The sequence below is a fragment of the Variovorax sp. P4_B11 genome (assembly GCF_056402355.1).
In genome coordinates, this window is sequence record NZ_JBFUHO010000060.1 from 1 (window position 1) to 24,932 (window position 24,932).

At 68.5% G+C, this 24,932-nt stretch carries 24 protein-coding genes; 14 read left to right on the forward strand and 10 right to left on the reverse strand.

Features of this window, described 5'->3' with window-relative positions; all coding sequences use genetic code 11:
- From flhF to AC1DYD_RS33210, 3 genes are all read left to right on the forward strand, one after another.
- Positions 1–2,197: flagellar biosynthesis protein FlhF (flhF, locus tag AC1DYD_RS33200; RefSeq protein WP_478176992.1), on the forward strand; the 2,197-nt coding region annotated here is incomplete at its 5' end.
- A 10-nt stretch (positions 2,198–2,207) separates the two neighbouring features.
- On the forward strand, positions 2,208–3,089 hold the full coding sequence (locus AC1DYD_RS33205) for a MinD/ParA family ATP-binding protein (protein ID WP_478176993.1): 882 nt from the start codon (positions 2,208–2,210) through the stop codon (positions 3,087–3,089).
- Positions 3,090–3,131: 42 nt separating this feature from the next.
- Entirely contained in the window at positions 3,132–3,866 is a 735-nt protein-coding gene (locus tag AC1DYD_RS33210) for an RNA polymerase sigma factor FliA (RefSeq protein WP_478176994.1), read from the forward strand.
- Between the two features lie 89 nt (positions 3,867–3,955).
- Here the strand turns inward: AC1DYD_RS33210 and AC1DYD_RS33215 are convergent, their stop codons facing one another.
- Positions 3,956–4,933, reverse strand: a complete 978-nt coding sequence (locus AC1DYD_RS33215) for an SLAC1 anion channel family protein (RefSeq protein ID WP_478176995.1) — start codon at positions 4,931–4,933, stop codon at positions 3,956–3,958.
- A 124-nt stretch (positions 4,934–5,057) separates the two neighbouring features.
- On the opposite strand from AC1DYD_RS33215, the gene AC1DYD_RS33220 reads away from it, so the two are divergent.
- The gene (locus AC1DYD_RS33220) at positions 5,058–6,011 is read left to right on the forward strand and encodes a GlxA family transcriptional regulator (RefSeq protein WP_478176996.1); all 954 of its coding nucleotides are present in this window, start codon (positions 5,058–5,060) and stop codon (positions 6,009–6,011) included.
- A 17-nt stretch (positions 6,012–6,028) separates the two neighbouring features.
- Here AC1DYD_RS33220 and AC1DYD_RS33225 read toward each other — a convergent pair whose 3' ends face one another.
- The 4 genes from AC1DYD_RS33225 to AC1DYD_RS33240 form a co-directional block, all read right to left on the reverse strand.
- Positions 6,029–6,385, reverse strand: coding sequence for a hypothetical protein (locus AC1DYD_RS33225; RefSeq protein ID WP_478176997.1), 357 nt, complete (start codon positions 6,383–6,385; stop codon positions 6,029–6,031).
- 86 nt (positions 6,386–6,471) lie between these two features.
- Positions 6,472–6,939 carry a ferritin-like domain-containing protein gene (locus AC1DYD_RS33230; RefSeq protein WP_478176998.1) on the reverse strand — a complete coding sequence of 156 codons (468 nt, stop codon included), beginning with the start codon at positions 6,937–6,939 and terminating at the stop codon, positions 6,472–6,474.
- A gap of 108 nt (positions 6,940–7,047) precedes the next feature.
- Entirely contained in the window at positions 7,048–8,223 is a 1,176-nt protein-coding gene (locus AC1DYD_RS33235; RefSeq protein ID WP_478176999.1) for a M20 aminoacylase family protein, read from the reverse strand.
- Positions 8,224–8,237: 14 nt separating this feature from the next.
- Positions 8,238–9,215 carry a tripartite tricarboxylate transporter substrate binding protein gene (locus AC1DYD_RS33240; protein WP_478177000.1) on the reverse strand — a complete coding sequence of 326 codons (978 nt, stop codon included), beginning with the start codon at positions 9,213–9,215 and terminating at the stop codon, positions 8,238–8,240.
- A gap of 141 nt (positions 9,216–9,356) precedes the next feature.
- On the opposite strand from AC1DYD_RS33240, the gene AC1DYD_RS33245 reads away from it, so the two are divergent.
- Positions 9,357–10,241: a LysR family transcriptional regulator gene (locus tag AC1DYD_RS33245; RefSeq protein WP_478177001.1), complete on the forward strand. Its 885-nt coding sequence runs from the start codon at positions 9,357–9,359 to the stop codon at positions 10,239–10,241.
- Between the two features lie 134 nt (positions 10,242–10,375).
- Here the strand turns inward: AC1DYD_RS33245 and AC1DYD_RS33250 are convergent, their stop codons facing one another.
- Positions 10,376–12,187 (reverse strand): acyclic terpene utilization AtuA family protein, encoded by a 1,812-nt coding sequence (locus AC1DYD_RS33250; protein WP_478177002.1) that lies wholly within the window; start codon positions 12,185–12,187, stop codon positions 10,376–10,378.
- Between the two features lie 153 nt (positions 12,188–12,340).
- On the opposite strand from AC1DYD_RS33250, the gene AC1DYD_RS33255 reads away from it, so the two are divergent.
- The 4 genes from AC1DYD_RS33255 (at position 12,341) to AC1DYD_RS33270 (ending at position 16,230) form a co-directional block, all read left to right on the forward strand.
- Positions 12,341–12,922 (forward strand): DUF2889 domain-containing protein, encoded by a 582-nt coding sequence (locus AC1DYD_RS33255; RefSeq protein WP_478177003.1) that lies wholly within the window; start codon positions 12,341–12,343, stop codon positions 12,920–12,922.
- 199 nt (positions 12,923–13,121) lie between these two features.
- Positions 13,122–13,409, forward strand: a complete 288-nt coding sequence (locus AC1DYD_RS33260) for a hypothetical protein (RefSeq protein ID WP_478177004.1) — start codon at positions 13,122–13,124, stop codon at positions 13,407–13,409.
- Positions 13,410–13,499: 90 nt separating this feature from the next.
- On the forward strand, positions 13,500–14,645 hold the full coding sequence (locus AC1DYD_RS33265; protein WP_478177005.1) for a potassium channel family protein: 1,146 nt from the start codon (positions 13,500–13,502) through the stop codon (positions 14,643–14,645).
- Positions 14,646–14,808: 163 nt separating this feature from the next.
- The gene (locus tag AC1DYD_RS33270) at positions 14,809–16,230 is read left to right on the forward strand and encodes a DUF2252 domain-containing protein (RefSeq protein ID WP_478177006.1); all 1,422 of its coding nucleotides are present in this window, start codon (positions 14,809–14,811) and stop codon (positions 16,228–16,230) included.
- A gap of 171 nt (positions 16,231–16,401) precedes the next feature.
- On the opposite strand, the gene AC1DYD_RS33275 is transcribed toward AC1DYD_RS33270, so the two are convergent.
- A complete protein-coding gene (locus tag AC1DYD_RS33275) occupies positions 16,402–17,181 on the reverse strand; it encodes a MarC family protein (protein WP_478177007.1) in 780 nt (259 codons plus the stop codon).
- 13 nt (positions 17,182–17,194) lie between these two features.
- Complete coding sequence (locus tag AC1DYD_RS33280) at positions 17,195–17,971, reverse strand: universal stress protein (RefSeq protein ID WP_478177008.1); 777 nt, start codon at positions 17,969–17,971, stop codon at positions 17,195–17,197.
- 169 nt (positions 17,972–18,140) lie between these two features.
- Between AC1DYD_RS33280 and AC1DYD_RS33285 the strand changes: the two genes are divergently transcribed.
- Positions 18,141–18,635, forward strand: coding sequence for an arsenate reductase/protein-tyrosine-phosphatase family protein (locus AC1DYD_RS33285; RefSeq protein WP_478177009.1), 495 nt, complete (start codon positions 18,141–18,143; stop codon positions 18,633–18,635).
- Between the two features lie 20 nt (positions 18,636–18,655).
- Here the strand turns inward: AC1DYD_RS33285 and ald are convergent, their stop codons facing one another.
- Complete coding sequence (ald, locus tag AC1DYD_RS33290) at positions 18,656–19,771, reverse strand: alanine dehydrogenase (protein WP_478177010.1); 1,116 nt, start codon at positions 19,769–19,771, stop codon at positions 18,656–18,658.
- Positions 19,772–19,965: 194 nt separating this feature from the next.
- On the opposite strand from ald, the gene AC1DYD_RS33295 reads away from it, so the two are divergent.
- Entirely contained in the window at positions 19,966–20,250 is a 285-nt protein-coding gene (locus AC1DYD_RS33295; protein ID WP_478177011.1) for a hypothetical protein, read from the forward strand.
- A gap of 33 nt (positions 20,251–20,283) precedes the next feature.
- Here AC1DYD_RS33295 and AC1DYD_RS33300 read toward each other — a convergent pair whose 3' ends face one another.
- A complete protein-coding gene (locus tag AC1DYD_RS33300) occupies positions 20,284–21,837 on the reverse strand; it encodes a class I adenylate-forming enzyme family protein (protein WP_478177012.1) in 1,554 nt (517 codons plus the stop codon).
- Between the two features lie 141 nt (positions 21,838–21,978).
- On the opposite strand from AC1DYD_RS33300, the gene AC1DYD_RS33305 reads away from it, so the two are divergent.
- Genes AC1DYD_RS33305 through AC1DYD_RS33315 form a run of 3 tightly spaced genes read left to right on the forward strand, consistent with a single transcriptional unit; the run spans position 21,979 to position 24,849 of the window.
- Positions 21,979–23,154: an acyl-CoA dehydrogenase family protein gene (locus tag AC1DYD_RS33305; protein WP_478177013.1), complete on the forward strand. Its 1,176-nt coding sequence runs from the start codon at positions 21,979–21,981 to the stop codon at positions 23,152–23,154.
- 19 nt (positions 23,155–23,173) lie between these two features.
- Positions 23,174–23,983, forward strand: a complete 810-nt coding sequence (locus tag AC1DYD_RS33310) for a TIGR03084 family metal-binding protein (protein WP_478177014.1) — start codon at positions 23,174–23,176, stop codon at positions 23,981–23,983.
- Positions 23,980–24,849 carry a phosphatidylglycerol lysyltransferase domain-containing protein gene (locus AC1DYD_RS33315; RefSeq protein WP_478177015.1) on the forward strand — a complete coding sequence of 290 codons (870 nt, stop codon included), beginning with the start codon at positions 23,980–23,982 and terminating at the stop codon, positions 24,847–24,849. The genes AC1DYD_RS33310 and AC1DYD_RS33315 overlap by 4 nt, the downstream gene beginning before the upstream one ends.
- Positions 24,850–24,932 lie beyond the last annotated feature (83 nt).

Sequence of the window (24,932 nt, forward strand, 5' to 3'; positions counted from 1 at the left end):
CGCCGCGGCCGCGCCGCTCGCCCCGGCCGCGCCGCTCGCCCCGGCCGCGCCGACCGACCTGGTGATGAACGAACTCCACTCGATGCGCGGCATGCTCGAGGAGCAGCTCGCGAGCGTGGTCTGGAACGACCGCCAGCGCCAGGACCCGGTGCGTAGCCGGCTGCTGCGCACGCTTCTTGGCGCGGGCTTCAGCGCCAAGCTGTCGAAGGCCATGCTCGAGAAGCTGCCCACCGGGCAGAGCTACGCCGAGGGCATGGCCTTCGCCCGCGCCGAGTTGATCCGCGCCGTGCCGGTGCACGAGGACGAGGATGCGTTGCTCGCGCAGGGGGGGGTCTATGCGCTGATGGGCCCGACCGGTGTCGGCAAGACCACCACCACCGCCAAGCTGGCGGCGCGCTGCGTGATGCGCTTCGGCGCCGACAAGCTGGCGCTGGTGACCACCGACAGCTACCGGATCGGCGCCTACGAGCAGCTGCGCATCTACGGCCAGATCCTTGACGTGCCGGTGTTCGCGGTGAAGGACGCGGCCGACCTGCACCTGGTGTTGCAGGACCTGCGCGACAAGCACATGGTGCTGATCGACACGGTCGGCATGAGCCAGCGCGACCGCTCGGTGTCGGACCAGATCGCGATGCTGTGCAACAGCCACCGGCCGGTCAAGCGGCTGCTGCTGCTCAACGCGACCAGCCATGGCGACACGCTCAACGAGGTGGTGCACGCCTATCGCCACGGCGGCGGCGGCAACGACCTGGCGGGCTGCATCTTCACCAAGGTCGACGAGGCCACGCATCCGGGCGCGCTGATCGACACCGTGATCCGCCACCGGCTGCCGGTGCACTACATCTCGAGCGGCCAGAAGGTGCCCGAGAACCTGATGCTGGCCGATCGTTCGCAACTGGTCGACAGCGTGTTCCAGCCGCGCCGCCACAACCCGCTGTTCGTGCCGGCCGAGGCCGACATGCCCGACGAGCCCGCGGGCGCCGCGCCCTCCGCCCAGGTCGTTCAGGCGCAGGCCGAGACCGACCGGCTGCGCTTGCAATACCAGAACCTGATCCGCGCCATGGCGCATGACGCCCAGGAGCTTGCGACCGCGGCCGGCGCACTGGCCGGGGCGCAGATCGGATTCGAGGGCGCGCGCCGCCTCTGGCGCAACGCGGGCGACGAGGCCATCGGCCAGAAGTCGGTGCTGGAGGACCTGATGGCGCAGGCGCGCAGCGAGATTGCCGCCGGCTGCGATGCCCATGTGCTGGCCCTTTCGGGACAGCTCGGCCTGCGCTCGAACGAAGGCGGCGATGCCTACGAATGCCAGGGCAGCCTGCTGTTGTCCGACCGCAGCGGCCTGCCGCTCGCCGCACCCAACCAGTGGCTGTCGACGGCGGCCGTTGGGGGCGGCATGGAGGCCCGGCGCAGGCCGGGTCTGCGCCAGGTCCAGTGGCTGCGGCAGCAGTCGCTCGGCCGCACGCTGGTGCACGTGCTGCCTCGGCTGCCGAGCCTGGAGTCGATGGTGGAATGGCAGGCCCAGAGCCAGCGCTGGCTGGCGCGGGCACCCGGCTCGACCGCGGTGATCGACCCTGTGACCGAGGCCTCGGGCAAGCTGGCCCGGCTCGGGCTGGCGTTCGGCGAGGCGCGTGCCGTGGTGTTCCGCGGCAAGCCCGCGCTGCAGTGCGAGGCGCAGGCCGAGGTGCTGCTGAGGATCAGCCCCTCGGCCGCCATCGACCCGCGTGCGCTGCCCCGGCTGCGCTGCGTGGTCACGCGTGTGCTCGATGCGCGCGGCCAGAAGATCCTGGCCCAGAGCTACCTGCTGTCGAACCTCGGCCACGCGGTGAGCGCGCAGCAACTCGCGCAATGGCAGGGCTGGGCGGCCGAGGCCGACCCCTGTTTCCGACTGCTGCGCCAGGGCGTGCAACTGATCGGCGGCATCGGCGAGCTGGGCGACCCCGACATGATGAAGCGGCTGCTCGTCGCCGGCCAGGTGAGCACCACCGTGTGGCGGCTGCTGCAGGCGAAGGGCGAGTGGGCCGATCGAACGCGAATGCTGCTGAACCAGCTCACCGGGCGGCCGGTGCGTTCCAGCAGGCCGCTGACCGGCAACGCGCTGTTCGTGGGTGTCGGCAAGCTCTTCGTGCTGCTCGAAGCGCTCGGCACCGAGTCCACCGCGCCGACCCGGCAGCCCAGGGTGCTGGCGCAACAGGGTTGAGGAGCGACGCATGAGCAAGCTGGTTGCAGATCAGGCGGACGGATTGCGGCGCCTGCTGGCGCATACGCCCACGCGCGTCATCGCCGTCGCGGGCATGGGGCCCGGCGGTGGCGCCTCGGACGCCACCATGAACCTGGGCGCGGCCCTGGTCCATCAGGGCAAGGACGTGCTGGTCCTCGATGAGCACGGCGGCACGGCGGCGGCGATCTGCGCCGCCTGGGCCATCGACCCGCTCGGCGACCTGGCCGATGTCGCCGATCGGCGCTTGACCCGCGACGGCGCGATCGCCCGCGCCGACTGCGGCGTCGGCGTGCTGCCGGCACCGCTCGGCGATCGGCATGCCGAGATCGATCCGAGGGTGCTGTGTCCCGGCGGCGTGGTGCTGATCGACGCCCAGACCGACAGCGAGGGCCGGCTGTCGCCGCTGGCCCGGCTGGCGGACGAGTTGCTGCTGGTGCTGCAGCCGAACGCGGCGTCGATCACCGCGGCCTATGCGGGCATCAAGAGACTGCACTACGCGCACGGGCTGAAGCAGCTGCGCTTCCTGGTCGACGGCGTGGCCGGCGCCGAGGAGGCGCAACGGATCACCCACAACCTCGCCAGCACCGGCAGCCGCTACCTCGCGGTGTCGCTCGAGGCGGCCGGCTGGGTGCGTTCCGATCCACATCTGGCGGACGCGCGGCGTCTGCGGCAGACCGTGGTGGAGGCCTTCCCGGCCAGCCCGGCGGCGGTGGATTTCCGCCGCATCGCGGTCGACATGGCCGGCTGGCCCTGGCGCACGGCCGTTGCGCGCGGGCGCGGCCCGCGATCCGTCGCGGCGCCGCCGGGCGGTCCGCGCATCGACCTGCCGTCCCTTCGGGCGACGCCGGTGCCGAGCACGGCCGTCGCCTGAGCGAAACGAACCGATCAACCGTCAAGCAACAAAGGACCGCACGTGTACACCGCACAGGGCACCATTGAGAAGTCTCACCTGCTGGCGCAACACCAGCCGCTGGTGCGACGCATCGCGCTGCAGATGATCGCCAAGCTGCCGGCGAGCGTCGAGCTCGACGACCTGATCCAGGCCGGCATGCTGGGCCTGCTCGATGCGTCGAGCCGCTACCAGGACAACAAGGGCGCGCAGTTCGAGACCTTCGTCAGCCAGCGCATCCGCGGCGCCATGCTCGACGAGCTGCGTGCCAGCGACTGGGGCTCGCGCGGACTGCGCCAGTCGGCGCGCGCGGTCGAGAAGGCGATCCACGCGCTCGAGCACCGGCTCGGCCGATCTCCGACCGAAGGGGAGATCGCGAAGGAACTGAAGATGGACCTGGAGGCCTACCAGTCGCTGCTGCAGGAGATCCATGGTTGCCAGCTGGTCTATGTCGAGGACTTCGCGAAGGGCGAATCGGAGAATCCGTTCCTCGACCTGCACGCGCAGCAGGCCCGCAAGGGCCAGGGTGCCAGCGACGATCCGCTCGAGCAGCTGCTCGAGAGCGGCTTTCGCCACCAGCTGATCGACGCCATCTCGGCCCTGCCCGAGCGCGACCAGCTGCTGCTGAACCTGTACTACGAGGAAGAGCTGAACCTGCGCGAGATCGGCGCCATCCTCGAAGTCAGCCAGAGCCGGGTCTGCCAGCTGCACAGCCAGGCGATCAGCCGGCTGCGGGCGCGGCTGAAGGATCTTCTGTAGGCCGACGGCCGCCCGGGGCCCGGCCGTTCACCCACCACCATCTGCATGCGAAAAACCAGCAGCCGATTGCGTGCGAAGGCAACCCCGGCTCATGTGAACAGCGTTCCGTTGAGCGCGATCCGCACCGTCCGTACCGTAAGAACCGCCAACGCCAAGCTCAGCGCGCCCAGCAGCACTGTGGCGAGGACCCAGAGCGGCCCGCTCGCCCGGAATTGCGCATACTTCAGCGCTGCGTTGGCCAGCGCCGCCATCGGAAAGCCGATCGTCCACCAAGCCGGAGAAAACTCGATGCTCGGGCGGAACACTTTCGGCGCGACCACGGCGAACATGAACAGCCCGAAGTAGAAGAGCAGCGCGGCGAAGCGGTCGATGCCGCCAACGATACTGCTGTACGCGAGGAAGCCCACTGCGAAGGGCGCCACCAGAATCATCAATGACGGCGTCATTGCGGGCGCAAGCGGGTCGCGATGCACAAGCCGGCTGACGATCATCACGCAGAGCACGAGCGCCAGCACGGCGCCGACTGCGCCGGCAATCAGATTGAGTTCCGCAGTCCAAGCCATGGGCATGTGTCCGCCGGTCACGGCGATGTCGAGCGTGGCCACGCCCGGAATCAGCCAGGCCGGCACGGCGTGCGACGCCTCCACCTGACCTCTGAGCAGGCGGGAGACAACGACGAAGCTCAGCGCGAAAGTCGCCAGCACTCCCACGGTCCAGATGGCACGCGCGGCGGGCGCGTGATACGGCCCGACGACGGCGGACAGCAAGAGAACCGAGATCACGATGGTGCCGAAGAAGTTGCCGGCCACGGGGTGATGAAACTCTGCATGCACGGCCTCCGGATGCTTTGCGAGCTTCGCCAGATAGCCCAAAGAGACAAGCAGGAAGACGCCCAGAGCGAACGCTCCGATGGCCTCGCCGACAAAGGCCGGCGCACCCAGGCTGCTGTGCGCAAGTCGCCAGGCAAGGGCCAGCCCAGAGAGGCCCATGACCGATCCAAACAGGCTGACAGGCAGGTTGCGTACGGAAGATTCGCCATGCGGATACAACGGGAGGGACGGGTTCATGGACGGGCTTTGCACAGCAGGTTCCTTTGGCAGCTTTTGCAGGGACTGCTAGTTTCTGCCAAACTTCCGTCATCGCCCTTGCCAACGTACGGCGTTTTCTGCCAATCATTGGGCTTTGTCAGCCATGCGCATCGCCATACTCGCATTTCCCCGTGTCCAACTGCTTGATGTCGCAGGGCCTGCCGACGTATTCGCCGAGGCATCGCGCCAGCTCGGCAAGCCCCGTGCCTATCAGGTGCAGGTGATCGGCACCGAGGAAGGCATGCTCAAGACCAGCAGCGGGTTGCGCCTGGCCGTCGACGCGACCGTGGCGACCCATCGCGGGTCCATCGACACCTTGCTCGTCGCGGGCAGCCCCAACATCGAGGACATGGCGAGCGACGTCCAGTTGCACGACTGGCTGCGGCGCCAGTCTCGCGCCGTGCGACGCTATGGCTCGGTATGCACCGGCGCCTTCGTGCTGGCGGCCAGCGGGCTCCTCGACGGCAAGCGGGTGGCGACTCACTGGAATTCCGCTGCCCGCCTCGCGGCGGCATACCCCCGTACGTGCGTCGAAGCGGACGCCATCCATGTGAAGGACGGCAAGCTCTTCACCTCCGCCGGGGTGACCGCCGGCATGGATCTCGCACTCGCGATGGTGGAAGAGGATCACGGCCGCGAACTCGCGCTGCGCGTGGCGCGCGAGCTGGTGATGTTCCTCAAGCGTCCCGGCGGCCAGAGCCAGTTCAGTGCCCACCTGGCGGCGCAGACGTCCGAGCATTCCGGTGTGCGCGAGGTGCAGGACTACGTGCTTGCGAATCTGAAGGACGATCTGTCCGTGCCCGTCCTGGCGTCACGCGCAGGCATGAGCGAAAGGAGCTTCGCGCGGATCTTCCGCAGCGAGACCGGGACGACGCCCGCGGAGTTTGTCGAGAATGCGAGGATCGACGCAGCTCGTCGCTTGGCCGAGGAGTCGGACTTGCCGGCCAAACGACTGGCCGATGCGGTGGGCTATGCGAATGTGGACGGCTTTCGGCGGGCGTTTGGTCGTCGACTGGGTGTGAGCCTTGTGGAATATCGAAGGCGTTTCGCGAGATGACGATGCGGGTGCGTCGATCAGGGTTTGATTGATGGTCGGGGCAGGTATTCGGCCGCGCGCTCGTCCAGACCCACTAGCCAGAATCGCGCGTCCATGGCATCGCCGTGATATGACGCGGGCAGCCAGGCACCGAGTCTGCCGTACTCGGCATGCAACTCGTCCAGCGGCGGACATGTCGCATTGCCGGCTTGCTCGTCGAGCGCTCGTGCCAGCACGGGCCGCCAGGAGTCGGGCACCTGAATGGTGGGGAGATAGGTCGCAGCCATCCTCGCGGCTGTGCGCGGCAGGCGTTCAGCATCCGCACGAAGCACGCGCAGTACGGCGAACTCGTGCGGGGTCGGCGGTCTCGGCGAGTTCATATTGCTGTTCGGCACGGTTGATATTCGTTTGTCGCGCCTGCTTCGGCTCCGACGCGGGGCCAGTGCAACATTCATGCTGCCGACCGTGAGCGGCAGAAGGCTCAGGACACCGGCTTCGGCGAGAACGCCGCCACGTTGCCTGGCTTGCGCAGCATCTTGTCGACGTCCGCGGCGTGCAACTCCTCGGCGTGGATCATCTGCCGCGCGAACTCCTCCAGCGCCACCGAGCGGCCTCCCACGTGCGACAGCAGCTCGCGGTACAGGGCCAGCGCACGCGCCTCGGTGTCGAGCGATTCGCGCAGCATGGCGGCGATGTCGTGCTGGTGCGAATCGAGCAGTGGCCCGATCGCGAGCGAGGGGTAGTCGCCGAGCGTGGTGATCCACTCGCCGATCTGCTGCGCGTGCAGCAGCGATTCGTCGGCCTGTTCGCGCAGCCACGAGACGATGGGAATGCGGCCGAAACCAAACACCAAGAAGGAGTAGTGCGTGTAGCGCACCACGCCGGCCAGCTCGGCTTCAAGTAGCCGGTTGAGCACGGAGACGACCTTCGCCTGATCGAACTGTTCCATGTCAGCGCTTCCGGATGGAGGGGCGCATATTATGCGCCGCGCGCCGCACCGGCACGAAAGGTCAGCGAGAATGGCCTGCCATCAGCCGATGTACCGGTGCGCTATTCTTCAGGCCGCCAGGAAGCGCTCCGCCAGCAGCGCCCAGTACGCCGACCCGATCGCCACGTTGTCGTCGTTGAAGTCGTAGCCCGGGTTGTGCACCATGCAGGCGCCGGCACTGTCGCCGTCGCCGTTGCCGATGAACAGGTAGCTGCCCGGCAGCTTCTCGAGCATGAAGGCGAAGTCCTCGCTGCCCGGCAGGGCCGGCCCTTGCAGCGTGACCTTGTCGGCGCCGAGCAGTTCGAGCGCCACCTCGCGTGCGAAGGCGGTCTCCTCGGGCGTGTTGACCAGCACCGCATAGCCCGGCCGCCAGTCGATCCGCGCCGTGACACCGAAGCTCTCGGCCTGGGCGGCGATCAGCGCCTTCACGCGCCGCTCGAGCGTGGCGCGCACCTCGCGGTCGAGCGCGCGGATACTGATCTCCAGCGTCGCCTGCTGAGGGATCACGTTGTTGGCCTTGCCGGCGTGTATCGCGCCGACCGTGACCACGGCCATCTGCAGTGGGTCGACGTTGCGCGACACCACGGTCTGCAGCGCCATCACGATGCTGGCCGCCGCGACGACCGGGTCGGTCGCGCGGTGCGGCATGGCGCCGTGGCCGCCGACCCCGGTGAGGGTGACCGTGGCGTAGTCGGAGGAGGCCATCGCAGGGCCTTCGCGCAGCACCAGGCGCCCTTGCGGCATGCCCGGCATGTTGTGCATCGCGAAGATCGCATCGCACGGGTACTTGTCGAACAGCCCGTCGTTCATCATCCGCAGCGCCCCGCCGCCGCCTTCCTCGGCCGGCTGGAAGATCAGGTTCAGCGTGCCCGAGAAGCGGCCCCGCTCGGCCAGATGCCGGGCGGCGGCCAGCAGCATCGCGGTGTGGCCGTCGTGGCCGCACGCATGCATCACGCCGGCGTTGCAGCTGGCGTAGCCGAGGCCGGTGGCCTCGTCGATCGGCAACGCGTCCATGTCGGCGCGCAGGCCCAGCCGGCGCCGGCCGCTGCCGCGCACCAGCCGGCCCACCACGCCGGTGCCGCCGAGTCCGCGCTCGACCTCGTAGCCCCAGGCCTGCAGCTTCTCGGCCACCAGTGCCGCGGTGCGGTGCTCGTCGAAGGCGAGCTCGGGGTGGTGGTGGATGTCGCGTCGCAGGCCGATGAATTCTTCCGCCTGGCTGTGCAGTTGATCGAGGAGTGCGCTCATGGGATTCCTGTTGCCTATTGCGGTTGCAGGTTGATCGACTTGGCGATCGCACGGTAGCGTGCGGTCTCGTTCTCGTAGAACTTCGCCGCTTCGGCCAGCGACATCGGCGGCGCCGCCAACTGCGTCTGGGCCGCCAGCTGCGAGCGCACGCCGGGGTCCTTCAAGGTGGCGCCGATCGCCTTGTGCAAGCGCTGCACCACGTCTTCCGGCGTGTTCTTCGGCACCATGAAGCCGCTCCAGATCTGGAACGAGAAATCCTTCAGCTCCTTGCCCTCGCTCACGGTGGGCACGTTCTTCAGCAGCTCCGAGCGCTGGGCGCCGAGCTGGCCGATCACCTTCAGCCGACCCTGGTCGGCCATCGCGCCCATGCCGGCGCTGTACACCAGCACCGCGAAATCGACCTGGCCGCCGCCGATGTCCTGCAACAGCGGTGCGTTGCCCTTGTAGGGTGCATGGATCAGCTGGATGCCGGTGCGGCGCTGCACGTCCTCGAGGATCAGGTGGTAGAGCGAGCCGATGCCCACGCTGCCGTAGGTCAGCGGCTTGTCGCCCGACTTGCGCGCCAGCGCGATCAACTCGTCGATGTTGTTGGCGGGGAGTTCCTTGCGCGCGACCACCACCATCACCGCATCGGTCACCGGATGCACCAGGCGGAAGTCCTCGGCCTTGAGCTTCACGGCGGCGTTGGCCAGCGGCGCAAGGATGACTTCGTTGGGCGAGCCCTGGAACAGGTAGTAGCCGTCGGCGGGCGCCGCCAGCACCTTTTGCGCGGCCAGCGCGCCGGCGACGCCGCCGAGGTTCTCGACGATCACCTGTTGCCCCAGTTCCTTGCCCAGCGGCACGGTGAAGATGCGCGCGGCGGCATCCGAAGGGCCGCCCGCGGGGTACGGCACCATCAGGTTGACCGGCTTGCTCGGGTAGGACTGGGCGAAGGCGGCGCCTGCGGCCAGCAGCAGCAGGCCGGTGATCGAACGTTGGAAGAAGCGCTTCATGGGGTTCCTGACGATGGGCTGTGGGGCCGTCCCTCGACATGGGGGACGCGCTTGCATCGTAGGAGTGGCGCATGAGAACATCCAATGCATTGTTGTCCGCCAGATGATTACTTCAATGCATGGATCTTCGAGGGCCGTCCCATGACGCTGGTGCAACTCCGGCACCTGATCGCGTTGGCCGAGAGCGGCTCGTTCAGCAAGTCCGCGCAGGCGATGTGCATCACCCAGCCGGCCTTCAGCCGCAGCATCCGCGCGCTCGAGGACGAGCTCGGCATGCCGCTGTTCGACCGCATCGGCCGCCGCAGCGAGCTCACGCCGTTCGGGCGCGACGTGGTGGTGCGTGCGAGGCAATTGGTGTTCGAGGCGGGCGAGCTGCGCGACAGCGGCCGGCAGATGCGCCAGGGGCAGGGCGGCGCCATCCGCATCGGCATGGGCTCGGGGCCGGGCGCGATGCTGATGACGCCGCTGCTGATGCACATGGCGACCCACCATCCGAAGGTGCGGGTGGTCGTGGCGCGCGGCGGGACCGAGCTGCTGACGCAGGCTCTGCGCGCCCGGACGCTCGATGCGCTGGTGCTCGATGCGCGTTCGCTGGCGCCCGGTGTCGACCTCGAAGTGAGCATGCTGCGCGAGATGCGCGGCGTCTTCATGTGCCGGCGCGGCCATCCGCTGGCGCGCAAGCGCAACGGCGTGCGCTTCGAAGATGTGCAGCGCTACCCGATCGCCTCGACGCCGCTGAGCGACGAGGTGGCCCGCAGCCTGATCGAGGCCTACGGGCCGCAGGCCCATCCGTCACAGTGCGTGACGCTGCAGTGCGAGGAGGTCTCGAGCCTGATCGAGGTGGCGCGGCATACCGATGCGGTGCTGCTGGCGATCCGCGCCGCGGCACCCGACCTGGTCGAGCTCAGGATGAAGCCGCCGATGGAGCGCACCGCGCGTTTCGGGCTGATCACGCTGCGCCGGCGCACGGAGGCACCGGGGCTGGCGATCGTGCGCCAGTTGATGGAGTCGCTGCTGCACGATTGAACGCGGCGACCCGATGTGCTGCGCTTGCTGTTCAACCGGAAGCCCAGCGCGCGGGTGCATGCCTTCGACCCCGGGTACACGAAGCTGGAGGGCGGTGGGCCGGAGGCCGGCACCGCGGCCTGAGACAGGTGCGCTCAGCCGTGTCGTCGAGCTGACTCCGCCACGCTGCGCGGCACCCGCACCGTCGCATCCAGCAGCATCTGCGCCATGCCCTTGCCCAGCGGGTCCATGCGCATCGACGACGGCCCGCCGCCGTCGAGGGCGTCGTGCAGCAGCAGGTTCATGGCCGCGATGCCGGGCAGGTGGAAGCGCTCGACCTTGCCGTGCACCAGGTGCGCGAAGTAGCCGCGCACGAACTCGGGCGTGACCCGGTCCCACAGCAGCGGCAGCCATTCGGGCCGGCGCGCGACCAGGCCGATGTTGGACATGTTTCCCTTGTCGCCGCTGCGGGCCCAGGCCAGGTCGATCAGCCGGACCTCGACCTTCTCGCCGTGGTCCCCGGTGAAGGCCGCAGGATCGGCCATCGGCGCGGCCGGCCCGCCGTCGGCACCTGACGGGATGGCGACCGCATGCCGCTCGCCGTCGAGCACGAAGGCCACCGGGACCTGGGCCTTGGCCAGCGTGAACGCGAAGGGCTTGATCAGCGGCGAGACCGCAGGCCGTCCGCCGCCGGGACTGGTGGTGCCCGGCGCCCAGGAGGTGCCCGAGGGCGCGATCTCGCGTGCGAACATTGCCAGCGCTGCCTTCTGCGGATGGTTGGCGACCACCCGCATCGTGACCTCGCGCACCTGGCGCGTGCGCGAATGCGGGCCGTAGAGCCACTCGGCGCCGATCACCTCGAAGGAGGTCGAGGTGAAGGGAGGCAGGCCCATCTGCTGCAGGATCTCGCCGGTGCGCTCGATGATCGCCTTGGCCGTGCGCACCGCCTTCTTCTCGGCATCGATGCCGATGAAGACCATGCTGCCGGCGCAGCGCAAGCCGTCGAGCTGCGTCGCCGAGACCTTGTAGCTCGGCGAGGGCGCCCGTCCGCGCGCCGGGCCCACGCGCACGCGGTCGGGGCCCGCCTGTTCGATCGCCACTGCGCGAAAATCGCAGCTCACGTCGGGCAGCAGGTAGGCGCCCGGGTCGCCGATCTCGTAGAGCAGCTGCTCGGCCACGTTGGCGCGGATCACCTTGCCGCCGGTGCCCTCGGGCTTGGTGACGACGAAGCTGCCGTCGGCATGGCACTCGACGATCGGGTAGCCCATGTGGGCCCAGTCGGGGATGTCTTCCCAGTCGGTGTGCAGGCCGCCGGTGGCCTGGCAGCCGCATTCGATGATGTGGCCCGCGAGGCTGCCCGAGGCCAGCAGGTCGTGGTCGTCGGGCGTCCAGCCGAATTCATGCATCAGCGGGCCGAGCGTGACCGCGCTGTCGACGCAGCGTCCGGTGATCACCACCTCGGCGCCGGCCGCCAGCGCGGCCGCGATCGGCAGCGCCCCCAGGTAGGCGTTGGCGCTCAGCACCTTCTCGGGCAGCGCCTCGCCCGTGAACATGTCGCGCGTGCCGGCCTCGCGCAGCTGCGGCATCTGCGCGCCGACGTCGTCGCCCTCGACCACCGCGATGCGCAGCGCCACGCCCTCGGCTTCGGCCAGCGCCTGCAGCGCGGCGGCGCAGCCGTGCGGGTTGATGCCGCCGGCATTGCTCACCACCTTGATGCCCTGGCGCTTGACCTCGGCCAGCACCGACTTCATCGCGATGTCGACGAAGTCGGTGGCGTAGCCCAGCTCGGGTTTCCTGGCGCGCGCGGAGGCCAGGATCGACATCGTGGTCTCGGCCAGGAAGTCGAACACCAGGTAGTCGAGCCGGCCGAGCTTCACGAGCTGCGGCGCGGCCACCATGCTGTCGCCCCAGAAGCCCGAGGCCCCTCCGATGCGGACGGTTTTGGCTGCGCTCGGGGGTGTGGTCATGGCGGTCTGGCTCCTCGCTGTCGATCGAATGTCGCTGGAGATGGCAGCTTAGCGAGCGGCCGCGCGCGCGGCTTGCGCCAACTCGCTGTCGCGGCACAGCCATTGCACGCAAGACGCGGGTCGCGCGCGGATGGCATCATCGACGCTCCTGCCATGCCATTGCCGCCATCTTCCGCCGAACGCACCGAGGTGCACGGCCGCACCATCACGATCCGGGGTTTCCGCCGCGCCGACGGCCTCTGGGAGGTCGAAGGCCATCTGGAGGACGTGCGGGCCCACGACTTCCGCTTCCCGGGCGGCGAGCGGCAGGGCGGGGTGCCGATCCATTCGATGTGGCTGCGGCTCACGGTCGATGCCACCGCGCTGATCGTCGACGCCGTGGCCGCCACCGATTCGGCGCCTTTCGACGGCATCTGCGGCGCGATCGCGCCCGACTATGCGGCGCTGATCGGCCTGCGCGTCGGCCCCGGCTTCAACCGCGCCGCGGTGCGATTGTTCGGCGGCGTGCGCGGCTGCACCCACATGTCGGAACTGCTGCGCACCATGGGCACCGGCGTGCTGCAGACCCTGGCCGGCACCGAGCTCGCGGTGTCCGGGACGCAGAAGCCCTTCCAGCTCGACGGCTGCCACGCGTTGGCGACCGATGGGCCGCAGGTGGCGTCGTTCTATCCGCGCTGGTACCGGGGGGCGGCGGAGGGCGACCCCCCGGATGACGGAGATGCTGCCGCCGGGTGAGCTTGAACGCTCCGGTTCGGATGTCGCAGGAACGACACCGCTCGACGCCGCGGCGCGAGACTTTCCTCACACGGATGCCGAGTTTTTACGACCCGGCATGGTTCTTTACGCGCATTTCAGCGACGCTTAAGAATCGGCGAAGAGACTGATTCCACGGCCAGGGAACAGTCCCGAGCCCCAACCCAAAGGATCAGACGCCATGAAGCGTTCCGCCGCGCCCAAGCCCCTCACGCCTTCGCAGATCAAGCTCGTGCTCGAGCTGCTCGAGCTGCACCCACTAGCCCCGAAGGAGACGGCCGCGAAGTTCAATCAGTTGAGCCAGGCCAGCGCATTTTCCAGTGAGCAGCAGGAAGCGATCGAGATTCTCTTCGCGCTCGAGGAAAAAGAGATCCCGGATGCGCTCTTCGACTTCGCGGACGACGACGCCCGGGCCATTGTTCGCGACGGGCTGCCGCACGAGGCCCGACTCAGTTTCGTAGCCGCCTGAGCGCCCGCGCGGGCGCCCGCCGGGCGGGCGCCTTGCTTCGGCGGGGTTTCGGCACCGTCTGGCGAAAGAAGGCCCGGGTGCAGACGAGGCATGATGGGCGTTTCCTTCACCGGACAGTCCTCGATGCCCTTGATCGCCTTGCTGCTCGGCGCCCTCCTGGTGCTGGCGACCCTGATCGATGCCTTCGAAGTGGTGCTGCTGCCGCGCCCGGTGCGTCGGCGGGTACGGCTGAACCGCTATTTCTTCAAGTGCACCTGGGACGTCTGGGCCTGGTTCGCCGGCCGTTGGCCCGAGGGCCGTCGGCGCGAGGACTTCATCGGGGTCTACGGTCCGCTGTCGATGGTCATGCTCTTCGCCTTGTGGGGCGCGAGCATGATCGTCGGTTTCGGGTTGATGCAATGGGCGCTGCAGGGCCTGGTGCCCGAAGCCGGCGCCGACACGCTGATCGGCCTGATCATCATCAGCGGCGACGCCTTCTTCACGCTCGGCTATGGCGACAACGTGCCGCACCACTGGCTGGCGCGGCTGCTGGTGATCGTCGAAGCCGGCACCGGCTTCGGCTTCATCGCGCTCACCATCGGCTATCTGCCGGTGCTCTATCAGCACTTCACCCGACGCGATCTTCAGCTGATCGAATTCTCCGCCCGCGCCGGCTCGCCGCCGACCGCGGCCGCGCTGCTCGGCTGGCATGTGCACGACAGCCCCGAGGCGCTCGAACGCTGGCTCAGGGACTGGGAGATCTGGGCCAGCGACCTGGTCGAGAGCCACGCCGTCTACCCGATGCTGGCGTACTACCGTTCGCAGCACGAAGGCCATTCATGGCTGGGCTCCCTGGCGGTGGTGCTGGACGTGTGCACGCTGCTCATCGCCGGGGCCGACGACGCCCGGCGTCACCAGGCCACCGCCACCTTCTCGGCCTTGAGGCGCATCCTCGACGAAGCCAGCGAGTCGCTGCGCGTGGCGCCGGTGCAGCAGGTGTCCGCCCGCCGGATGGATGACGAGGCGCTACGGGTTCTCACCCCCACCATCCGCCGGATCCTGCCGAACTGGCGTGACGACGAGGCCGCCTTGCAGGCCATCCGGCAACTGCGGCGAACCTACGAGCCCCGGCTCGAGGGCCTGGCCGTCTACCTGCTGCTGCACCTGCCGGACTGGATCGATCCCGCCGCGGCTGCGACCGAGCGCTTCGGTCGCGACGCGGTCGTCCGGCAGCTTACCGAGGGGCGTCCGGATTGAATCCGGCCACCGGCCGACACGGGTAGACCCTGACGGCGCGGCTTTGATCTGGCTCAAGCCGGAGGGGCGCCGTCCTCTTAGCATTCCGGGTGTGTCCGTTCGGCCCCGCGGCGGATGCCCTGAAGACTTCGGCTTGGAAGAATCAATTGCCAGGAGGACGGATATGGCCAAGAGCAACAAGAACGAACGCGCGGACCCATCGAATCCAGCGAAGACGCCCTACGAATCCGTCGAGCAACGGCGCGCCAAGGGAAAGGCGCTGCGCGACAAGGTGCCGCGCGTGTCGCATGCCGGTTGGAAGGCGCCGAAGGGCCGGCGCGATCCGGTCGAGCTCCTCCTCGAGACCAACGAGGGCCGCGTGGAGAACCTGGTCCCGATCCGTTTCGGGCGCATGTCCGCGTCGCCGTTCGCCTTCTACCGCGGCTCCGCCGCGCTGATGGCCGCGGACCTCGGCGGCACGCCGAACAGCGGGATCCGGGTGCAGGCCTGCGGCGATGCCCACCTGATGAACTTCGGCGGCTTCGCGACGCCGGAGCGCAATGTCATCTTCGACATCAACGACCTCGACGAGACGCTGCCGGCCCCCTGGGAGTGGGACCTCAAGCGCCTGGCCGGGAGCGTGGTGATCGCGGCGCAGCATCTGCGGCTTCCCGACAGCGACGCGGCGCGCGTGGCGACGGACGTGGCGCGCGAGTATCGCGAACGAATGGCCAATTACGCGTCGATGCGGGCCCTCGACGTCTGGTACGACAAGATCGATCTGCAGCGCTACGCGGATCGTTCGGGCGATCCGGCCGTCCTGCAGGATATCCGCAAGCGGCTGGCCGAGCGGATCGAAACGGAACGGCGCAAGACCGTGCCCGACCACCTGTACCCGAAGCTGGTCTCGGAGGAGGGGACAAGGCCCAGGATCAAGGACGAGCCTCCCCTGATCTTCCACCCGACGGCCGAGATGGCCCCGGGCCTCACGTCGGGGTATGCCGAGGTGATCGCCTCCTACCGCGAAACCCTGCCCGAGCACACGCGCACGCTGTTCGACCGTTTCCACTTCTTCGACCTGGCGTTCAAGGTGGTCGGCGTGGGCAGCGTCGGCACGACGTGCGCCGTCGCGCTGTTCATGGCGGCGGACGACGACCCGCTGTTCCTGCAGGTGAAGGAGGCGCGCCCCTCGGTGCTCGAGCCCTTTGCGGGGAAGAGCATCCATTCCAACAACGGCCAGCGCGTCGTGGTGGGGCAGCGCGTGATGCAGTCGGCCAGCGACGTGTTCCTCGGATGGACCCAGAGCATGAACGGCCGCGATTTCTATGTTCGCCAGCTGCGCGACATGAAGATGTCAGCGGTCATCGAGGACTGGGACACGGCCCTGCTTCGGCAATACGGCCGCATGTGCGCCCAGGCGCTGGCACGCGCCCATGCCCGCTCCGGCGACGCCGCGATGATCTCCGGCTACATGGGCTCGGGGCAGACCTTCGACGATGCCATCGGCGAGTTCTCGGTCGAATACTGTGACCAGAACCGCAGCGACTACCGGGCGTTCGTGCAGGCGATCCGGGAGAAGCGCTTCGAGGTCATCGTCGAAGGCTAGGGCCTGTTCACACTATTTCCGGCAACCCGCAGGGAAGGCCTGCCAGGACGAGCCACTCGGCGTTGCACGCCTTGCATGTGCCAACGCACATGCCGCGTCGCGCGCCTTGATTGGCCCGTCCTGGCAAGCCTTCGCGACCCCGGAAATAGTGTGAACAGGCCCTAGGGCCACTCACATGAGGCCCAGTGCCTTGAGCGAGTTGTTGATGATCTGGAGTCCGAGCGCGACCTGAACAATGCCGAGCACGGCACCCAGGACCGGCAGCACCACGACCAGGACCGACAGGATATGCCGGGTCATGAGCATGAAGAACAGGTTGATCCCCATGATCGCCAGCATGATGGCGCCGATCGTCAGGCGGCCCCGATCGTCCGGGCTCAATGCCAGGAACACGACCAGCGACGCGATCCCGTACGGCGTGACGATCGCCGGAAAGGCCAGCGGCGTCAGCGCGGTCTTCATGGAGGGCGTCGGCGCGGGGCTCCCGGCGTCGTCGCTGTGCGAGGCCGGCGACAGGAACTGCTGGAGGATGTTGATCAGGGCCACCAGAAGCAGGATCAGCCCCCCGGAGAGGGCCAGCACGGGCAACGGAATTCCGTAGCTGCTCAGGATGCCCTCTCCGAGGAAGGCCGCGACCAGCAGCGCCAGGCTCGCGTAGAGCGTCGCCCACAGGGCGATGCGACGCGTCAACCCGGGGTCCGCTCCCCTCGTGGCGCTCGCGAACGGCCCGATGATCTTGAAGGGCCCGAGCATCAGGAACAGGAATGTGAAGACCTGCTTCACGGGAAAGCGCGTCGACGTCATCTGGTCCGTGATGGCCTCGGCTGCCGATGCCGTGGCCGGACGGGTCAGGCACCATGCGCCCAGGAGCAGCGCCGCGACCAGGAGCAAACGGTTGCCGTGCGGCCGAAGGCCTCGCTCGCGGCCTGGAGTCGATCGGTCGGGGATCATCCGGCGTCCTCGATCAGGGCGCCATCAGCACCGGCACCTTCATGCGCGTGAGGATCTCCTGCACGACGCCGCCAAGCACCATCTCGCGCAGGCGGGTGCGCTCGTAGCCGCCCATCACGACAAGGTCGATGTCCTCTTGCGGCGGATGCGACCGCAAGGCGTCCGCGAGGCCCATGGTGCGAGGGTGCTGGATGGCTTCGGCCCGGATTCCGAAGCGTCCCAGCCAGGCGAGGGTCCTCGGCACCGGCAACGTGCCGGCGCCCGGGGCGCGGTTCTCCCTGAGCGGGGAAATCAGGCTGATGCTCGAGGCGCGGGAGAGCAACGGCGTCAGCCCGCGAAGTGCCATCGCCGACTCCCGCGTGCCTTCCCACGCGACCAGCAGATGCTTGCCGACCGATGCAGAGATCCGCTCGCAGGGAACGATGAGGACGGGCCGCTCCGCCTGGAGCGCGAGCTGTTCGGGCAGGCATCCGTGGCAGGTGGCTTCCGAGTTGTCGCGGTCCACCTGGCCGACGACGACCAGCTCGCCGGCGCGGCCGCAACGGGCGATGGCTTCGGGCGATGCACTGTCGATCCGGCGAAGGTCGAAGGACAAGGGACCGGACATCCTGATGCGCTCCCTGAAGTCATGTTCGATCGCCTTCGATGCCGCGCTGCCGTCGCGGTGGCCCGTCGGCAGGAGACCGATCAGGTGGCTGCCCCGGGCCCGGGCGAGCGAAGCCGCCAGATCGACGCGAACTGCGCATTGCCTCGAGCTGTCGAGATGCACAAGGATGGTTCTGAATTCCACGGGCGTCCGTTCGAATGCGAATGGACCATCTTCGGTCGCGGGATGGCCGCTGCCCTTGACGAAGATCAATCGCCACCGAGCCTCCGGGCCCGGCCTGGGGTCAGCGCTCTTGCGGACATCGCCTGCGCCGCTCTACGCTGTTCACATCGTTCGTTGCGTTCAGGTTTCAATGGCAAAGCGCATTGCAGTAATCTTCGTCTCGCGCCGCAATTCCTTGCGCAGCATCCTTGCCCAGGCTTGTCTTGCCCACCTCGGAGGAGATGGTTTTTCCGTCACCTCGTGCGGCCAACCCGGACATATCGGTGCGGTGATTCATCCCGCCGCGGTGGGCGCCCTCGCCAGCGCGAGCATCCCGGTTCCGCCTATATCGCCCCACAGCTGGGTCGATCTGGCGCGGGCAGGCGCGCCTCGGGCGGATTTCGTCATCACGCTCGACGAGGCGACACTGCCGGTGCAGCCCCGATGGCCGGGCCAACCCGACGCTGCCTTGTGGGACTTTCCGGATATTGCCGCACTCGGCAGTCCCGAAGAAACCGCCCACGCGGCGATCCAGATGCTTTACGCGCTGCGCCGCCGATTGGAACTGCTGATCAGCCTGACGCTGCATCGGGCAGATCGGGCCGCGATTCGCTCCGACATTCGCGACCTGGCGTACCTGCGGTAGCGCTGCAGCACGGGCCGGCGTCAGGCGAGAAGGCCGGAGGCGTCCACGTAGTCGCGTCCGAGGCTGCGCGCGACGGCTTCGTGCGTCACGTGGCCGTGCACGACGTTGAGTCCGTCTCGCAGATGCGGGTCGTCGATGGCCGCTCGCTTCCAGCCCTTGTCGGCGATCGCCAGGGCGTGCCCGAGGGTTGCGTTGTTGAGCGCGAACGTGGATGTGCGCGGGACCGCGCCGGGCATGTTGTCGACGCAATAGTGGATGACGCCGTCGACGACGAACGTGGGGTCGGAGTGCGTCGTTGCATGCGAAGTCTCGAAACACCCGCCCTGGTCGATGGCGACATCCACGACGACCGCTCCTTTCTTCATGCCGGCCACCATTTGCCGCGTCACCAGCCTGGGCGCGGCGGCGCCTGGAATGAGGACGCCGCCGATGACCAGATCGGCGCCGGCGATGCGCGCTTCCACCACGTGCGTCGTCGAGTACGCGGTCTCCACGCGATTGCCGAAGATCAGGTCGAGGGACCGAAGTCGATCGATGTTGCGGTCGAGGATCGTGACCCTCGCCCCGAGGCCGACGGCCATCTGTACGGCGTTCGTTCCGACCACGCCTGCGCCCAGGATCACGACATGGGCGGGCGGCACGCCGGGCACGCCACCGAGCAGGAGCCCCAGGCCGCCCTTGGACTTTTCGAGGTAGGCGGCGCCGGCCTGGATCGCCATGCGCCCCGCCACCTCGCTCATCGGGGCCAGCAGCGGCAGGCCGCCGCCGGGACCGGTGATGGTCTCGTAGGCGATGCAGACGGCGCCGGATTTCACCAGGGCCGCCGTCTGGACGGGGTCCGGCGCCAGGTGGAGGTAGGCGTAGAGGATCTGGCCTTCACGCAGCAGCAGGCATTCCGCAGGCTGCGGTTCCTTGACCTTGATGATCATTTCCGCCCAGGCATAGACCTCTTCGGCGCTTGGCGCCAATGCCGCGCCGGCCTGCCGGTACTGCGCGTCGTCGAGACCGATCTCGATTCCGGCACCGGATTGCACCAGCAGTTCATGCCCGTGCGCCCGCAACTCGTTGACGCCCGATGGCGTCAGGCCGACGCGGTACTCGTTGTCCTTGATCTCTTTCGGTACGCCGATGCGCATGATCGAACTCCATGGCCGAGGTCCTGCCGCCCATTGTGGCTCGCCGCATGGCGATCGCGCGCGAGGCCCGATTCGAACTGTATGCGCATGCAGTATTCCTTCTCGCATAGCGCTTCCGGCGCCTTCGCAATCCCGGCGACCGCCCTACACTGGCCCTCGAGAAAATGAGAACCAATTTCGTATATGGAGGTGTCATGGAGCCGTTCACACAGGATGCCGCCCAGTTGAGGGCCGCGGCGACATTGGCGGATGCGCTGGCCAGGCGGGCGCAGCGGGCAGCGGACGAGGCGTTCCGGCTGTTTCTCAAGAACGATGGCGCTGCGTCGCCCGATCAAGCGGTGGACGCGGCGAAGGCGAGCGCCAGGGCGGCGCAGGCGGCATGGCGCGACTACGTGAAGCACATTGCCCGGTACGGCAGCGGCGGGCCGCCCGCGTCCCCGCAGGGGCCGGACGCACGCCAGCCGGCGCCGCCACATTGATTTCGCGTCCGCGAGGCCGGGAGGGGCTTGCGCTCAGTCGCTAGCTTCCGTCCGCAACTGCGCCTTGTGGATCTTCCCCGCCGGTGTCATCGGCAGCGTGTTGCGCAGCACCATCTGGCGCGGCATCTTGTAGTCGGCGATGCGCCCGGCGCAGTAGGCCAGCAACTCGGCCGCCTCCAGCGAGCGACCCTCCTTGGGCACCACGAAGTAGCGGCCGACCTCGCCCAGCACCGGGTCCGGCACGCCGATGCCGGCCACCATCAGTACATCGGGATGGGTGGCGATCAGCGCCTCGACCTCGGCCGGATAGACGTTGAAGCCGCCCTGGATGTACATGTCCTTCATACGGCCCTTGAGCGTGATGAAGCCGCGCTGGTCGATCATTCCGAGGTCGCCGGTGTGCAGCCAGCCGCCGGCGAAGGCCGTCGATCCTGCCGCTGCACCGATGTAGTCGCGCACCACGCCCAGCCCGCGAAAGCGCAGCTCGCCGATCTCGCCGGGCGGCAGCACGCGGCCATCGGGCGCGATGGCCTGCACCTCCACGCCCTGCAAGGGCTGGCCGATGGCCTGCATCAGGTCAGCGTCGGCACAGCCGGCCGGCGACATCACGAGCGCACCGGACGCTTCCGAGAGGCCGTAGAGGTTCATGAGCGTCGCCTTCGGCATGCGCGCCTGCAGCTGCGCAAGCAGCGTCTGGTCGACGTTCGAGCCACCGGTGATGATGAGCCGTACGCTGCCGAGATCGACCGATGCCGAATCCGGGTGCATCAGCAGCAGCGTCAGCATGGTCGGAACGCCGACCAGGATCGCCGGCGGATGTCGGCGGATCATGTCGAGCACCGTCTTGGCCTTGAAGGCCGGCACCAGCTCGCAGCTGCCGCCCGCCAGCAGCTGCGACAGGATGCCGCAGGTGATTCCGCCGACATGGTTGAAAGGGTTGGCCAGCGGCAGCAGCTCGCCGGGCCGTACCTGGGTGTGCTGCGCCTGCCCCCAGGCCGAGGCCAGCAGGCTGGCGTGCGTGAGCGCGCAGCCCTTGGGCCGGCCGGTGGTGCCCGAGGTGTAGATCACCATCGCGAGGTCGTCGGCCCGCACGCCGGCCGAAGCGGCCTCCACCTGCCCATCGGCATCCTGCCGTGCCATCCCGGAGAAGCGCTCGCCGTCGATCGGCAGCACATGGCGCAACGCGGGCAGCCGCTGCGCCAGCCGCTCGAACATCGCGAGGCAGTCGAAGTCGTCGGCCCGGCTCAGCGTGAACACCGCCTGGCATCGACTGTCGGCCAGCATGTATTCGATCTCGGCATCCCGGTAGCGCGCGCTCAGCGCGACCACCGCCACGCCGATGCGCGAGGCAGCGAAGAAGAGCTGCAGCCACTCGATCTGGTTGTGCGAGAGCAGGGCGATGCGGTCGCCGCGCCGCAGCCCCAGTTCCAGCAGGGCGGCGGCCAGCCGCCGCGAAGCCTCGGCTGTCTGCGCGAACGAGAAGGATCGCTCGCCGTCGATGTAGGCGGCAATGTCCGGGTGTTTGCGGGCGGCGCGATCGAGCGCGGCGAACAGGGTCATGTCGGTCTCGGGTCCGGCGGATGGCATGGCGGCTTCCAGAAGGCTGTCGATTCCTCCAGCGTAAGGCGACCAGGCTTGCGTGGCTTGTGTCTACATGCTGACGCGCAGCCAGTCGGCGCAAGACCGGCCGCTCCCGCAGCGCTAGCCTTGCGGCAGACAGGAGACACCATGGAATTCCTCGAGGCACCGCCGCTGCCCTTCTATTTCACGCCCGAGCACGAACAGTTCCGTGCCGGCCTGCGCGAGTTCATCTCGCGCGAGATCACGCCCTTCGTCGCCGAGTGGGACGAGGCCGAGACCTTTCCGCGCGAACTCTATGCGCGCGCTGCATCGCTCGGCGTGCAGGGCCTGGGCTACCCGGAGGCCTACGGCGGCACGCCGGCCGACGTATTCTTTCAGCTCGTCGTCTCCGAGGAGTTCGCGCGCTGCGGCGGCGGCGGGCTGCAGGCCTCGCTGAATTCGCACAGCATCGCGCTGCCGCCGATCCTCCACGCGGGCAGCGAGGAACTCAAGCAGCGCGTGATCCCGCCGGTGCTGGCCGGCGAGAAGATCGCCGCGCTGGCGGTCACCGAGCCCTCGGGCGGCTCCGACGTCGCCGCGCTCAGGACCACCGCGGTGCGCGACGGCGACCACTACGTCGTCAACGGCGAGAAGACCTTCATCACCTCGGGCATGCGGGCCGACTTCATCACCACCGCGGTGCGCACCGACCCGGCCATCCAGGGCGCCGGCGGCATCTCGGTGCTGCTGATCGAGGGCGACACCCCGGGCCTCACGCGCACGGCGCTCAAGAAGATGGGCTGGTGGAGTTCCGACACCGCGCACCTGCGCTTCGACAACTGCCGGGTGCCGGTCGCCAACCTGGTCGGGGTCGAGAACAAGGGGTTCAAGACCTTCATGAACAACTTCAACACCGAGCGCTTGTTCATGTCGGCATCGGCCTGCGGCTTCGCCGAGGTCTGCCTGAAGGAAGCGGTCGACTGGACGCGCCAGCGAATCTCCTTCGGCATGCCGCTGTCGGAGCGCCAGGTGGTGCGGCACAAGCTCATGGACATGACGCTGCGCATCGACGCCGCGCGCACGCTGGTCTACGAGCTGGCCTACCGCATCGAGCACAAGCTGGCCGATCCGGCGCGGCTGGTGGCGAGGGTCTGCCTGGCCAAGGTGCAGGCCACGCAAGCGATGCAGTTCTGCGCCGACCAGGCGGTGCAACTGCTCGGCGGCATGGGCTACATGCGCGGCACGCAGAGCGAGCGCATCTACCGCGAAGTCAAGGTCATGATGATCGGCGGCGGCTCCGAGGAGGTCATGAAGGACCTCGCGGCCCGGCAGCTGGGCCTTTGACACCAACCCCGGAATCACGATGAAGGACACCGCCGACGACCTGCGGGCCGAGTACCGCGCGCTCGCCGATCTCTGCCGCACGCTGACGCCCGCGCAATGGCGCCTCGAGAGCGACTTCTACCGCTGGACGCCCTGGGACGAGATCGCGCACCTCTGCTATTTCGACCAGACGGCGACCCTCTCGGCGACCGATGCCGAGGGCTTCGCGCGCGACACCGCGGCGCTGACGGCCGTGCTCGCCACCGGCAAGGAGATCGGCGCCATTGCGCGCGAGAAGTACGGCCAGCTCGACGGCGCCGCGCTGCTCGCGCACTGGGAGCCGATCGCGATGCGGCTCACCGACCTGCTGGCCGCGCTCGACCCCAAGGCGCGGCTGCCCTGGTACGGGCCGACCATGAGCGCGCGCTCGTTCGCGTCGGCGCGGCTGATGGAGACCTGGGCGCACGGGCAGGACGTGTGGGACGTGGTCGGCCGCGAGCGCGCCGGCACGCCGCGGCTCAAGCACATCGCCCACATCGGTGTCACCACCTTCGGCTGGAGCTTCGTCAACCGCAAGCTGCCGGTGCCGGCGGTGGTTCCATTCATCGAGCTCGATGCACCGGACGGGGATCACTGGCGCTGGGGCGATCCGGCGTCGCCCGAGTTCGTGCGCGGCAGTGCGCTCGACTTCTGCCTGCTGGTGACGCAGCGGCGCAACCTGGCCGACACCGTGCTGCGCTACAGCAATGGCGCCGCACGGCAATGGCTCTCGATCGCGCAGTGCTTTGCGGGGCCGCCGGCCGATGCGCCTGCGCCCGGCGTGCGCAAGGTGGCCCGCGTGACTGCATGAGTGGCTTGCCGCTCACGCTGGCGCTGCAGCGACCGATAGAGGCGGCCCTGGCGCGGCTGCGCGAGGGCAGCTCGGAGCGATGCCTGTCGGACCACGCCTTCTCGAACCTCTATCTCTTTCGCAAGGCGCACGACTACCGCTTCCTCCCAGGCGACTGGCCCTGCATCTCGGGCCGGGCCTACGACGGTGCGCGGCACCTGATGCCGCTGTTCGTGTTGCATGAGGCGCCGCCCGAGGTGCTGCGCAAGCTGCTCGAAGGCCACGACTGCCTGTACCCGATCGCGCTGCATCACGCCGAAAGGCTCTCGCCGTCGCAGTTCCGCCAGTGGAGTTCAGCCGACGACGCCGACTACCTGTTCGAGGCCCGGCAGTTCACCGACTATCCGGGCCGGGCGCTGGCCAGGAAGCGCAACCAGGTGCGGCAGTTGCTGGCCGGCTGCACGCCGTACAGCCTTCCTTTCGGCGCCGGCACGGCCGATGCCGCGCGGCAGGTGCTGTGGGGCTGGATGGCGCAGAAGGGCAAGGCCCAAGGCGAGGCCGACGAGTCTGCCTGCCTCGAGGCCATTGCCGAGGCCTCGACCTTCGGCCTCGAAGGCTTCATGCATTTCGCGGGCGACCAGCCTGTGGGCTTCGTGCTGGCGCAGGAGCTTCGGCCCGGTGTCTTCGTGATGCGCTTCGCCAAGGGGCTGGACAGCCACGTCGGCATCTATCCCTACATGTTCCAGCTCTTCTGCCGCAACTTCGCGCGACCGGTGCGATGGCTCAATTTCGAGCAGGACATGGGGCTGCCTGGATTCCGGCGCAGCAAGCGCTCCTACGGCCCCGCGGCGCTGATCCCGAAGCTGCGGGTCGCGCTGCGGGAGTGAGGCGCAGGGCCTGTTCACAGCGGGCTCTCACACCCGATCACGTTTTTGACGTGACGACGCAGTATGTCTAGCGGGTGCATCGA